This window comes from Larkinella fluvii (genome assembly GCF_051857545.1).
Taxonomy (GTDB): Bacteria; Bacteroidota; Bacteroidia; order Cytophagales; family Spirosomataceae; genus Larkinella.
The window spans coordinates 203,323-216,461 of record NZ_JBPZHB010000011.1; the positions used below are offsets into that span (position 1 = coordinate 203,323).

The 13,139-nt window shown below is 53.8% G+C and carries 7 protein-coding genes; 3 read left to right on the top strand and 4 right to left on the bottom strand.

Annotated features, from left to right (window positions below; all coding sequences use genetic code 11):
• The 3 genes from ACS5NO_RS27715 (at position 1) to ACS5NO_RS27725 (ending at position 1,698) form a co-directional block, all read left to right on the top strand.
• Positions 1 to 693 carry a uracil-DNA glycosylase family protein gene (locus ACS5NO_RS27715; RefSeq protein ID WP_439418140.1) on the top strand — a complete coding sequence of 231 codons (693 nt, stop codon included), beginning with the start codon at positions 1 to 3 and terminating at the stop codon, positions 691 to 693.
• 101 nt (positions 694 to 794) lie between these two features.
• A complete protein-coding gene (locus ACS5NO_RS27720; RefSeq protein WP_439418141.1) occupies positions 795 to 1,331 on the top strand; it encodes a CD225/dispanin family protein in 537 nt (178 codons plus the stop codon).
• A gap of 40 nt (positions 1,332 to 1,371) precedes the next feature.
• On the top strand, positions 1,372 to 1,698 hold the full coding sequence (locus tag ACS5NO_RS27725) for a DUF2752 domain-containing protein (RefSeq protein WP_439418142.1): 327 nt from the start codon (positions 1,372 to 1,374) through the stop codon (positions 1,696 to 1,698).
• On the opposite strand, the gene ACS5NO_RS27730 is transcribed toward ACS5NO_RS27725, so the two are convergent.
• From ACS5NO_RS27730 to ACS5NO_RS27745, 4 genes are all read right to left on the bottom strand, one after another.
• Positions 1,699 to 2,850 carry a BamA/TamA family outer membrane protein gene (locus tag ACS5NO_RS27730; RefSeq protein WP_439418143.1) on the bottom strand — a complete coding sequence of 384 codons (1,152 nt, stop codon included), beginning with the start codon at positions 2,848 to 2,850 and terminating at the stop codon, positions 1,699 to 1,701.
• Positions 2,851 to 2,934: 84 nt separating this feature from the next.
• Positions 2,935 to 10,302, bottom strand: coding sequence for a T9SS outer membrane translocon Sov/SprA (gene sov, locus ACS5NO_RS27735; RefSeq protein ID WP_439418171.1), 7,368 nt, complete (start codon positions 10,300 to 10,302; stop codon positions 2,935 to 2,937).
• A 278-nt stretch (positions 10,303 to 10,580) separates the two neighbouring features.
• Positions 10,581 to 11,174 (bottom strand): Holliday junction branch migration protein RuvA, encoded by a 594-nt coding sequence (ruvA, locus tag ACS5NO_RS27740; RefSeq protein WP_439418144.1) that lies wholly within the window; start codon positions 11,172 to 11,174, stop codon positions 10,581 to 10,583.
• A gap of 145 nt (positions 11,175 to 11,319) precedes the next feature.
• Positions 11,320 to 12,897, bottom strand: coding sequence for a lytic transglycosylase domain-containing protein (locus ACS5NO_RS27745; RefSeq protein WP_439418145.1), 1,578 nt, complete (start codon positions 12,895 to 12,897; stop codon positions 11,320 to 11,322).
• Positions 12,898 to 13,139: the final 242 nt, after the last annotated feature.

Sequence of the window (13,139 nt, forward strand, 5' to 3'; positions counted from 1 at the left end):
ATGGAAACCTTTGCCGACCGCGCGATTGCCTACTATCTGGGTTTGAAAGAGCCGACGAATCTCCCATCCGGAGTTGGTGCGCTCAATCCGTACCGGCAACCGGAAGTACAAGCCATTGTCAAGCAGTTCTTTACCACTTATTTTTCAGACAATGCGCCCCGGGTATACATCCTGGGCATCAATCCCGGTCGCTTTGGCGCGGGTGTAACGGGCATCTCGTTTACCACACCCCAAAACCTCCAAAAATACTGCGGAATCGATAACGATCTGCCGCCTTCACCGGAGCTTTCGAGCCGGTTTATTTACCAGATTGTCGAAGCCTTCGGCGGTGCGAAAGCATTTTACGGGCAGTTTTTCCTGACGTCGCTTTACCCACTGGCCTTGGTGAAAGAAGGAAAGAACTACAATTTTTACGACGATAAAGCGACGACTGCCACCCTCTGGCCCGCCATTGCCGATACCGTCCGGACGCAACTTTTATTCGACCAATCCGGTCTGGAGAAAAACCGGCGGGTGGCGGTTTGCCTAGGGCGAAAAAATGAAGCGTTCTTTCAAAAACTCAATCAAGAACACCGGTTTTTCGACCGAATCGTAACCCTCGATCACCCACGCTATATTCTGCAATACCGCAGCCGGGATATTGAATTGTATGTCGATCGGTACGTACGCACGCTGGCCGATTGCCTTTCGTAAAAAAAGGAGGGCCTGAATACGCATCAATGGACATCTTTTTCTATCTTTCAAACGGCTAGTTTTTTGAGGATCAATCCCCAACCATTCCTTCCTTTTTCTACATGAAGCAATATTACTATCTGGAGGGCAACCAGCAGCTCGGCCCGTTTACCCTGGAAGAACTGCGGTCGAAGCCCCTCAAACCGGACACTAAAGTCTGGACGCAGGGCTTGCCCGACTGGGTTGCGGCCCAAACCGTTCCCGAAATCAACGAATGGCTTTCCCGCCCACAGGCACCACCAGTTTACCCGGTTCAGCCCCCGACGCCAAACCCACCGGCCTACCAGCCTTTTCAGGAGTCGTACACGCCGAACCAACCGCTGTCGGCAGGCCTGGGCAACCGACCCAAAACCTGGCTGGTGGAGTCCATTCTGGTCACGCTCTTCTGTTGTCTGCCCTTCGGCATCGCCGGCATCGTCAATGCTTCCAATGTAGAAACCCGCTACAGCAACGGTGATTTTGCCGGCGCACAACGCGCGTCCGACGAAGCCGCCAAGTGGACCAAAGTGAGCTTCTTTGTGTCCATAGGTTTTTGGGTCCTGTACCTGGCCGCCATCTTCATCGGTATTCTCAGTGGGGTCTCTAACTCGTTTTTTTAACCGATCCGGACCGGTTGCTCTCCTGTTTTTGCTAATTGGCATGGCGGGGCTTTACTTCTGGTTCGATCCGGCGCGGGTGTCGTTTTTTCCGCCCTGCCCCTTCCGGTTTCTGACGGGTCTAGACTGTCCGGGATGCGGTTCGCAACGCTGTCTCCACCAGTTGATGCACGGCAACCTTCGGCAGGCTTATCACCACAATCCGCTGCTGGTCGCATCACTCCCCTACGTTCTGACGGGACTGGTGCTGGAATACACGCCTTTGCGGAAAAGCCAGGCCGGTTTTCACCGGCGGTTTTACGGCAAAACCGCCAGCCTGGTGGTGCTGGGAATTGTGCTCATTTACTGGATCGGAAGAAATCTGGTCTGACTAAAACGCTTCCCCCAGCGAGATGTAGAAACCGGTGCCTTCGCGGGTGACGCCCAGGTCGGCCCGCAGGAAAACGTCTTTTTTCTGGAAGAACAAAAACCGGACGCCCCCGCCCGCAGCCCACCGGACCTGATCGACCTGAAACGACCGAACGGTGGGCGAAACCGTGCCTAAACCGGCAAATACCGTTGCGCCCCAGCGTTTGCTGAAGCCGAACGGAAGCCATCGTACCTCGGCCTGCCCCGCCAGCACATTCTTGTCGCGGTAACGACCGAGGTAATAGCCGCGCATGAGCGATTCGCCCCCGATCAACCCCAGGTTGTTGAAGGGGATGTCGCCAGTCATGAACGTACCGGCCAGTTGCAGGGCCAGTACCCGGTTGGGGCGTCCCAGTGGCCGAAACAGACGGCTGTCGAGCACCACACTCCGGTATTTGAAATCACTGCCGAAACCGGGTCGGTACCACAAAATACCCGTTTCCAGAAATCCTCCTTTTCGAACATTCAGGACATTTTTCCGATCGTCATACACCACGGCCGCGCCCAGCCCCATCGTGGTGGAGCCTTCATAACCCAGCGGCAAGTCAAAGTTGGGTTTGTTTTCGGTTTCGAACGAAACGCTTCCGATGTTCTGAAAATCGGCTTCGACACCGGCGTACCAGTTGTTTTTGACCTGCCGAAGAATACGCTGGCGAATCTGGACATAATTGGAATTGACCAGCACCGGATTGCCCGATGATGTGGACGGCCCAATGCCATAATAGAGGAGCGGAAACTGTTGATAGCGCGCCCGTCCCAGAAAAAAAAACCGGTTTTTGTTGGTATATGCCGCATTTTCGAGCAAAGCACCGAACTGTCCCCGGAACGTAACGAAGGTATACAGAACGATCTCGCTAAGCCGGTTGACGACAGTGTCTTTTTTGGCATAGAACAATGAAAACGTGCGAATCCCAATCTCCACACTCGTTTCAGGTGCAAAACCGGCGGTGGGGAAAATCAGCAATTTTGACGTAGCGGCCGAAGACGTATCGTTCAGGACCCGTTTTACATACCGAACGAGCGAACCCTGCGCCCAGGCGGATGAAACCGTTAAACCAAAAAACAATACCAGTAAACTACTTTTCAGGTGGATTCCCATCGTTCGCTTTTGCATTCACCTCTTATAACTGGAAAAACCGCCAGAATGATTGAGGGGTTCCAGCCGGAAAGCCGGTTGGCCGGAAATAACCCGTTTATTTTATTCCGCCAGATTGAAGCGAATCTGAACACCACCCGCCGTAGTGGCCCGGCGGAACGAGTTGGAAACCAGCGGATCATTGAACGTTCGATCGAAATAAACCTGAACGTTCAACCGGCGATTGACGACGTAGCTCACCTGTGGCCGCAACTGGAAGTTGACGTTTCCGGCGGTAATAATTTGCTCGCCAACGCCATTTTCGTTTTGGGCGGTATCGTCAAATTTCCGTTGAACGGTTCGCGTATCGCGAAACGTCAGGTTGCAGTTGAAGGTCAGATCATTTTTCAGCCGCTGGTAGGCCCCGTTGATTTTAAAGGGAATCCGGAAATTCGTCTTCGTGAATCCAAACCGGAACGTGATGTCCTTGTTGCTGAGTTCGGCGACCTGCGCATTGGACAAGTTTAGGGCAACGCTCCGATCCTGGTTGTATTCCAGCCCTCCGCTGATTTTGCTCTGCGTCCGGAAGGTCACACCCAGCAAGGGCGAAAACCGTTCGGTCATGGTGATGGTACTCATCACAAAAATCGGAACGAACTGGTTTTGCTCGTTGAACAGCGTTGCCAGCGGGTAGTTCATCACGGCCAGATTCACATAAGCCGCTTCGTAGTCGAGCGACGAGGTAAAGTTGCCGACGCTGTAGGTCGAGTTGTAACTGTGCGTTAAGGTGAAGGCACTGAACAGTTTGCGAAACGGTTTCAGTTGCGACAAACCGTTGTAATCGACCCGCCAGTTGGGCAGCGGAAACCGCAGGAACGGATTGATTTTCACCGTATTGGGGTCCTTACCACTGTAAGCCGCGAAGAAGGCCGGAATCAGCACATCCTGCGATGTCAGGTTGTATTCGCCCACACTTCCCACGGGCCGGTTCAGCATCAGACGGTTCAGAATGATCTTGCGGTATTCGGCAAACCGGTCGAAGATCGGCGATGAATTGTCGCTGTTGAGCTTGGTAAACGCCGTTTTGAACGACAAAAACGACATGCTGAACTGCCCGTTGCGGTACGGACTCAGGCTCGTAAAGGAACCGCCGGTGGTATCGACCCGGTATACTTCCTGGTAACTATCCTGGCGGGTCAGCCGGGCTTCGACCGTAATGCGGAAATCCTTAAAGGGTTCCAGCGTTGTGCGGGCGTCGAACTTCTTGCCGAGCGTCTGCGTAAACGGCTGATTCAACACCGTACTTTTGGATAACCAGCCCCGTTCGGCGGATTTCCGGTGGATATTCCGATCCTGACTTCCCAGCACGAACGGCAATCCGGGGGCATTTTCGCGTGAAAGACCGAAGAACCGGGGTGTCGGCAGAAAGCCCGGCAGCAGCGTCGATTCCTGCACCGTGTAGTTGAAATTGATCCCCCGAATGGTTAGCAATGTTCGCACAAAACTCTTCAGCACCCGGCTTTCCGTGCGCTGAATGTCCTCGATATCACCGGGGTTTCGGGTGAAGTTTTTGCGGGGAGCCGAGGGCGTGTTGGCAAACCGCAGCGACTTGATTTTGTTATACAAGCGGATAAAATCCACCCGTCCCTGAATGCCCCACTCCCGGTTGTTGCGGATGGTATTGCCAAACGGCACATTCAGCGTATCGGTAATGCCAAACGAGTTGGCCTGAAACTGATACCCTACGTTGTAGGTCAGGTCGGCGGCAATCCAGTCGAGCAATGGCAGCTTATCCAGTGGCATGCGGTACGTAGCCCGGATGTTCTGCTCATAATTTTTCGTCCGGCCAAACCGCCGGGCGTTGGCCCAGACCGAGTCGACTTTGGCCTGCGTGTTCAGATCCCCGGCGGGTTCGTCGATGATGGCGTTGGAACGGGCGTTGTAAGTTAAAATCAAGTTTTTGGTCAGGTTCCACTGCAAATCGTAGTACCGGTTGAACCAGAAATACTTCTCAAACTGCGGTACCATGCCCTCGGTCGTAAGTTCGGAATTGCGGAGTTGGGTTTTGATAAAACTCCGGTCCACCTCACCCCGCACGGCCACCTGCGTCGGCAGCAACGTCAGGTTAAAATCACGCAGCCAGCGCAGATAGGGCCGTTCCAGCGACTGAAACCGTTTAAACGGTTCGAACGGTTTTGGCTGGGCACTATAGACGTAGGCAATGCCTCCGCGCGTTTGTTTTTGAATGAATTGTTCGGTCAGAATATTCGTCCGGGTTGCTTCGTTGAACGCATACGTAAACGACAGGTTTTCAACATCATAGAAATGGCTTTTGGCATTCGGATTGGTTTTCACCTTCCGAAAGTTCGACAGGTTGATCCCGCGCCGGATGGAACGGTCTTCGACCAGCCTGCGGTATCGGTCCCGGTCATTTTCATTCAGCGTCGATAATGTGGTTTCCAGTGGCGTATCGGGGTCGAGCGGATCGAAATGCGGCTGAATCAGCCGCTGGTCGTAATTGACGTAGAGCGGAATCCGCAAGCCCCATTTTTCGGGCAACAGTTTATCGACCGCAATCTGCGACTGAACCCCGTATTCAGTGGAGGTTTCCCGCGACCGTTCCGAAATCCGCTGCTGGACACCACCGAAGCCAAACGTCGTTATTTTCCCCGAGGCCGTAACGGTGGCCACATCCGCGAGCTTGGCATTGAGCACCCCAACGGCGGCCCGGCCGGCCGTCTGGTCGAAGCCGTTGGCGCGTAGTTCATTCACCCAAATGGTAAAACTCTTGGCCTGCTCGTCAGCCGACTTCGGATTGCGGACGCCAATCATGATGATCTGCACCGCGCTCAAATCCGGGTTACCGACCACCGTCAGTTTATACCGCCCGTCGGCACTATTCATTGTAAACGGCTGGGCCGATGTTCGCGTAAACTGGCGGTTTTTCTCCGCCTTGAGGTTGATCAGTTCATCGATGGAAAGATCGAGGTCGTTGGCAGTAGGCCACACCACATCGTCGGGTTGGCTACCGTCGGGGGTTGAAACGAGATTGGGAATCTCGATTTCGTAGTAGTTATCCGTAAAATCGGTTCCGAGCCGAACGAAGGCCGATACCTGGCCATTTTCGTTCTCTTCATTGTGCATGTGAATAAACATCTTCAGCCGCTCCCGGAACAACAAATCGAGGTTCGTATTTTTGAAAGCCGCCCGCGAGTCACCATCCCGCAGGTTGGTCACGCTCAGGCTCATCGACTGCTCGTTGAGTTCCACCTGGTTGATCTGCGTAAAATCGCGGTCGCGCTGAAAACCGGGGGGGACGCGGTAAATGTACTTGTTTTGTCCGGGGGCGCTGTTCTCTTCCACATTGACCGCAGCCACTTTAAACTGCGCATCGTAGGGCTCCGGCACCTCCTGCAAGCCCCGCGCCGACAGGTCGCCCGTATACTTCCGGTATTGGTTGGACGTCATCTGCAACTGCGCAAACCGCAACACCACCGGTTCTTCAAATTCCGTCAGGTACATCCGCGCAAACCGCACCGATTTAAACCCGTTGATGTTCCCGACTTTTTTGGGATTATCCCGTACCGGTATCCGGAACAGATACCAGGTCACCGGCCGGCCTGCCTTGGTCTGCACTTCCACTTTATCGACAATGTAGCCCCGGCCCACTGCAAGCTGTCCCGGTTTCAGGTCGATTTCGTATTCGTAATAGGCTTCATTGTCGTTGATGGTGTTGTCGGAATTCAAGTCCTCGATGTCGGGCAGGGTGGTCGATGCGGGCGTCACCAACTGGTTGCGATCCTGCGATTCGGGCGAGTTGTTCTCCATGCCCATATACTGTTTGTACCGACTGACAATATGCCGGACCGAATCGGCGCGCTGGCCGTAATAAAAAATAAAGTCATCGTTGGCGGGATCGCTCAACAGCCGTTCGCGGGCAGCGGCACTCAGTCGGGGCGAAACCTGATCGATGTAACTTTTGAAGTACTTGTTCTCGTCCTGGTTGCTCAACCCGTCGAGACCGATGTCCTGCTGCGAGCGCGTGACGTTATCGAAAGCCTGGGTCACAAACTGCGAGCGCGTCACCCGCCCCCAGTCCGTCGAATCAGGCGAGAGTCCGTTCGGAACCGCCAGCCCGTTTTCAAAATTATACCGCCCGTCCTTGATCACGTCTTCCGACATATCACCCAGGTTGAAGACCAGCTTGCCACCGGTGCGGTTGGCCTTGTTCTCAAAACCGTCGTGAACCGTGGCGAAGGTCGAATCTGTAGCGCCCACAAAGGGGTCCATCAGCCAGAAATCGATGTTTTCGATGTTGGCGTTGTCAAAGTCGGCATCGGATGTGATGGCCCGCATCACCGAGCCAAAATTCTTTTTCGGGTCACCAGCCAGTCGACCGTCGGCGGCCAGGTTCGGGTTAAAGTTGTACATCCCGCGTTCCCGGGGGAAATAGGCCACGTCCAGAATGTTCTCCGGCAGGTTGACCAGACGGACCGAGCGCCCCGGAAACAGTTCGTTGGAAAGGAAAAACTGTTCGTACACATTCCTTAAGTCGTTCTCGGTCAGGTTACTCTGGGGCGCCCGTCCCCCTCCCACCGTGTTGGCGGTGCTGAAGGTGTTGTCGACGGTATAGACCGAAATCCGGGCGCGGTTGTAGGCATACGCCAGGGGTTCGGCAAACGTGCCCTGCGGAAAAGCCCGCTCCGGCGTCGTTGGCGTCGATCCCAGTCGCCAGCGCGTGGGTTGGCGGGTGAGGTCATAGAGCGTCCGGGCGGCTTCAAAATCGTCGATGAACGCGTTGTTGTTCACGCGCGGAGCCACGCCCGGAAACAACTGGGCCACTTCGCCCTGGAAAGCAATGTTCGACAGTTCCTTGGTCTGAATCAGCGGCAGTCCATCCAGCATCCGGGTCAAAAACCGGGAGTCTTTCCGAATCATGGCGTCGAACCCCAGAATGGTGTTGTTCACCGGCTCGTTTCCGATGGCCACGCGCGTCAGAAAACCGGCGGGGGTTTCCCGCATGTTCATGGCGGTCATCCCGATGTTCACTTCGGGGCTCAGTTTGTAATCCAGCCGCGTTCCGATCAGTCGCCGAATCTGGTTCTGAAACAGGTCGGGGCGCTCATACCGCACCTTGATTTCCTGCCCGGAGTTCATCAGGCTTTCGTTCAGAAACCGCACCCGGCCAATCTGCGACTCCACCACAAAATCCGAACCGGGCGACAAGGGCACGCCACCCGCCGTCACCTGCACCGATTTCTCATCGACGCCATAGGGCAAGGTCACTTCCCCGCCCGTCGACGACTGGTAACTCCCTTTCAGGAAAAATTTGTTTTTACCCGCTACCTGCTGCGCATCAACCAGCGTGGTTCGGTATAGTTCGTTGTAAACATATTTGGCTTTGAGGGCGTCGTCGGTTCCGAATTTGTTGGCCAGATACGACCCAAAGGGTTCCAGCACCGGAAAAATCACCCGGCCATACCGGCTGTCGACCGTGACGCCTTCGACGAAATCAAAATTACCGTCCCGCTGCGGATCAAGCTGGGCGTTCACCTGGTCCATGTTGAAGACCTGCACCAGCGGGATGTCCTTGATGGTTCCCGGCCCTTCCTGCAAATTGGGGTTATCGATCCCGGTCAGGTCATCTTTGTAAATAATCCGCAACTGGAAATTCTGCTTGTTGATCTGCGAGGTGTTGAGCGAATAAATGTTTTTCATCATCAGGTTCCACATCGGCAACTGGGTGTTGTTGCGGATCGTCGACGACTTCAACAGCTTCAGAATCAGCACTTCATTATCCTGACGATTCTGGTAATCTTCGGTCAATTCCCCCACCTGGTATTTCCGGCCGCGGTAGGTGTATTCGTAAGAAACCGCCAGCACTTCGTCGTTGCGCAGGGGCGTCACCAGCGAAATATACCCCAGTTCCGGCTGAAACTTGTACTCGGTTTCGGTCAGTCGTTTGGCCCCCCGCAGCAGTTCATAGTCGACGCCCTTGGCAAAACCAAAGGTACCATCCAGTAAAAAGTTCACCTGATCCACCTGACGGATGCCGTTGTTCGCTCTCAATCGGGCAAACAAGCCGTTGCCGGCGGTGTTGTCGGCTGCGCTGCTGGCGTCCGGATTGATGGGCTGGAGGTTCGGGTTGGCGGTGTTGAACGGTCTTGGTTCGCCCAGATCCGCAAAACCGACGACGTTCCGGAGGGTAGTGGTGGTGTTGGTCCGGTTGGTTACGTATACCTCTAAACGCGTAATGGTTACACCAGATATAATCTGGGGAAGGCTTTTCAGCGACCGTTCATAGTTGTTCCGGAAAAATTGCGACAGGAAGAAATGGCGGTTTTCGTCGTAGGTATCGACCCGGATCTCGTAATTTTTCTGCATCGATCCGCCTTTGATCGTAATTTCTTCCTGCTTTGATCGCTGCTGCGATGCCACCACGGTGGCGTATAGTTTTCCAAAACGAAGCTGGGTTTTCACCCCGAACAGGTTTTGCACCCCCGGAATCAACTGGCTGCTGAGCGGCCAACTGATGTTACCGGCTTCCAGCCCCTGAATGATGCTGGGGTCCTGGGGCTGAAACTGGGGAATGGCCGAAGGCGTCATGCTCCCCAGCGTGGGCAAACCGTTCGGCAAACCGCCGGGACTGGGTAAACCGGGTAACCCGTTGGCACTGGGCAAGTTCGGAACCGGCGGACGGTAATTCAGTTTCAGGACATTTTCAAAATTAAAACTAGATTTGGTGTCGTAGTTGGCGGTGATTCCCAGCCGCTCGCCGATCTTGCCATTAAAGCTGATGTTAATCTGCTGATTGAAAACAAAGTTGCCATTTCGACGCTGCAAAACCGGAATAATCGGATTGTCGATAAACTGGTAGAGATAGCCAAAATCAAGCATCACAAACCCGTTTGGCTTAAAATCCACCAATGAGCCGCCAAAGAGTCGGTCGAAGACCGGAGGCAGTTCCAGCTTTGGAACCAGCCCCCGCCCACTCACCGCACTCTGTCCATCGTTCCGGGCCGCGTATTCGCGCCACAAACTTTTTTGAACACGCTGGTTCTGTAAGCGGTTATAGTCTTCATACGACATGGTCTCGGCCGGTCGATAGGGCAACCCAGGCACTGGCCGGGTCGGCGCGGGCGCAACCGGGATGGCTCCGACGACGGCGTTTCCGGTTGTGGCAGCGGGGGTAGTGGCTGATCCGGAGGTCGGACGCGCTGTTTCCGGTTGGCTACCGATGCGTTCCAGTACGGAAATCTGCCCCGGCCCATTGAGCTGAACCTCAGTTGAAACCGCCCGTGGATCACGCAGCAAAAAAGGAGACTTGGGAATGGTTACGGAAAAAGGACTTACATACCGGTCGCGCCAGCGAATGATGGGTCGGCGCTCTGCCGAGCGGGTGGCCCGGATGCTATCCTGACGGACACGGGCCAAAGAATCGGCCAGCGAAACCGTCCGGCGACGCGCAGGTGTCTGGGCGGTTACCGGCATCCAGGCCGACCCAACCAGTAACGCACACAACACAACCATCCAGGGCTCAATCCGGCCATTTAACAACCGCAACCGGGTCAATCGGTGGGACTCAACACATTCCAAGAGAGGCACGTATAATTTGATTCGGTGGAATAGGTAGTTAGTTTATTCAGATACATCTCTATCACCAAACGGCGAAAACCTTGCCAATATTTTAGTTATGAATTATGAGTTATGAGTTATGAGTTATGACGCTTGCGTTAGCCAACTCATAATTCATAACTCACAACCCATAATTACTTGAGAGCCAAACGTATAAGCTGTTCAACGTTGAGTTCGTCGCCTTCGCGTTTCAGAATGGTATCGAGGCTTTTTTCGGCCGCAGCCTTCGGAATACCCAGCGTAACGAGTGCCGCCAGGGCTTCATCCCGAACGGGATTGACGGTCATCCGGTAGTTTGGTGTACCGGCCTGGGCCATAATCCCCGCTTTTTTCATCTTGTCACGCAATTCCAGAATAACCCGTTGAGCGGTTTTACTACCGATGCCTTTGATTTTCTGAACCGCCCCAACGTTTTCCATCAAAATGGCCTGACGGAGTTCAACCGGCGTCAGGGTCGAGAGCATGGTGAGCGCGGTGTTCGGACCGATGCCCGACACCCCGATCAAATCCAGAAAAAGGTTTTTTTCGTCGAGATCGCCAAAACCGTACAGGGTCTGGGCATCTTCGCGAATGTGTTGATACGTATACAATTTCGAGGGTTCACCCAGCTTTGGCAAAACCGTAGACGTATACAGGGAAACATGGATTTCGTAGCCGACTCCGTTGGTTTCCAGAATCACAAGGGTCGGGTCTTTGTGGGTAATTTTTCCGCTGATGTAAGCAATCATAAACAGCTTTTTTCAACCAGTCCAGGCCGGTCTTAAAAAGTCAAAGATACGAAAGAGTTAAGAGTTAAGAATGAAGAGTTAAACATGCCTCTATTTATTCTTCTCTTTAACTCTTAACCCTTCATTCTTAACTCTTCATTCTTTTCTAACCTACAATCAGACGCTGACCGGGTTTGAGTGAATTTCCCTTGATTTTATTCAGTTTTTTAAGTTCATCGACGCTCAGGTCGCTATACCGCTTCGAAATATTCCAGAGCGTGTCGCCATCCTGAACCCGGTGGTACTTTGGTTTGTAGGTCTTAGTCCGTTTGGCCACTTCTGACTTCCCCTGACTTTTGGTTGCTTTGGCCACCCGGGACGACGTTTCCGGCAGCGCCTGTTCCCGGAAAATGACCAGCTTCTGGCCCTTCTGAATGCGGGTTGAACGCAGGTGGTTCCACTTTTTGAGGTCATACACGTCCACGTCGTACTTCTCCGCAATGCGCGACAGCACCTCGCCCCGCTTCACGACGTACACGGTTTTTTTTGGCTTTCGGCGGACCACCTCCTCAACATCCTCCTCATCGGAGGCAATGGCGTTGGCGGCTACCACGGGCTGCGACTCCCGATCCTGCTCCTCATTGGCATCGGTAAAAGGAAAATAGTCCCGTTTTCGTGCGGAGTCGGAACGGTAGTCGACGCTTTCCGTCGACGCCAGCAACATATTGGTCGAAATCGTTGGGTTCCGACCGGCAGAATCCAGAATCGACCGTCGATTGGCCGCAAAATAATCGAAATGGGCTTTCGGAACCCGAAGCACAAAACTGCGGGTTTGATCCGACAGCACGCCCGTCATGATCGACGGATTCATTTTCTGAATTTCGGCCAGCGGCACCCCGCTGTATTGGCAAAACCGCTCGATCGACAGATACCCGTTGACGTGAATCGTATCGCAGGGAATGGGATATTCGGGCTGTTCGGCATAAATTCCGTGGTCATTGGCGAAGTTCATCATGTAGGTCAGCGCAATGAATTGCGGGACATACGCGCGGGTTTCTTTCGGCAGGAAATTATAAATCGTCCAGAACGAATCGCCCCCGGACCGGCGCATGGCGCGTTTCACCGTTCCCGGACCGCTGTTGTAGGCCGCCAGCGCAAGGTGCCAGTCGCCAAATACCCGGTATAAATCTTTCAGATAGCGACAGGCGGCATCGGTCGACTTGACAGGGTCCATTCGCTCATCAATGTATTCGTCCTGATAGAGTTTAAAATCTGCACCGGTATACGGCATAAACTGCCACAAACCGCCTGCGCCGACGCGCGAAACCGCCTTGGGGTCCAGCGATGATTCAACGATCGAGAGGTATTTCAACTCGTCGGGAATGTCGTGCTGGGCCAGCAACCGTTCATACAGGGGGAAGAACATCGGCATCCGCTCCATCACCTTTTTGGTGTAACTCGGTCGGCGGAAAGTGAAGTAATCGATAAAACCGTGGACGGTTTTGTTGTAGTTCAGGGGAATGGTCTGTTCCAGTTTGGCAAGCCGGTCGCGCAGAACGGGTTCCGGGATGGACAAGACTTCCGGCACATCGACCACTTCAATGGTTTCCTGTGCCGTGTCGGCTCTGACACCGTTGGTGTCGGCCTGAAAAAAAGCGCCCCAACTGCGGGGGGCAACGCTTACTAAAAGCAATACAGTACAAGCCAATCGGAGGCCGTGAAGGGTCGTCTTCAGGTTCGACATGAGCAGGTTTTGGGTTACATGTTGGTTAAGTAATTATCAAGGCAAGAACGGTCTGGTCGATAAAAATAGGACAAAAAATAGTTTTCGTCAAACTTTTAGGCAAATTAGGTCGATAAATCTCCTGATCTGCCCGGCAGAGTTGGTTCAAGGTTTTGTAACTAAGCTGTTTAAACCCGTGATGCGACTCAGGCAGTGTATTGTTAAAAACGGTGACCAAGCAGGGTTCTATATACTTAGTCACC

Excerpts from the sequence above, each read along its gene's own strand:
- ACS5NO_RS27720 (WP_439418141.1), top strand. The coding sequence starts at position 795 with ATGAAGCAATATTACTATCTGGAGGGCAACCAGCAGCTCGGCCCGTTT.
- ACS5NO_RS27715 (WP_439418140.1), top strand. The coding sequence starts at position 1 with ATGGAAACCTTTGCCGACCGCGCGATTGCCTACTATCTGGGTTTGAAA.
- ACS5NO_RS27725 (WP_439418142.1), top strand. The coding sequence starts at position 1,372 with ATGGCGGGGCTTTACTTCTGGTTCGATCCGGCGCGGGTGTCGTTTTTT.
- sov (WP_439418171.1), bottom strand. The coding sequence starts at position 10,302 with ATGCCGGTAACCGCCCAGACACCTGCGCGTCGCCGGACGGTTTCGCTG.
- ACS5NO_RS27745 (WP_439418145.1), bottom strand. The coding sequence starts at position 12,897 with ATGTCGAACCTGAAGACGACCCTTCACGGCCTCCGATTGGCTTGTACT.
- ACS5NO_RS27730 (WP_439418143.1), bottom strand. The coding sequence starts at position 2,850 with ATGCAAAAGCGAACGATGGGAATCCACCTGAAAAGTAGTTTACTGGTA.
- ruvA (WP_439418144.1), bottom strand. The coding sequence starts at position 11,174 with ATGATTGCTTACATCAGCGGAAAAATTACCCACAAAGACCCGACCCTT.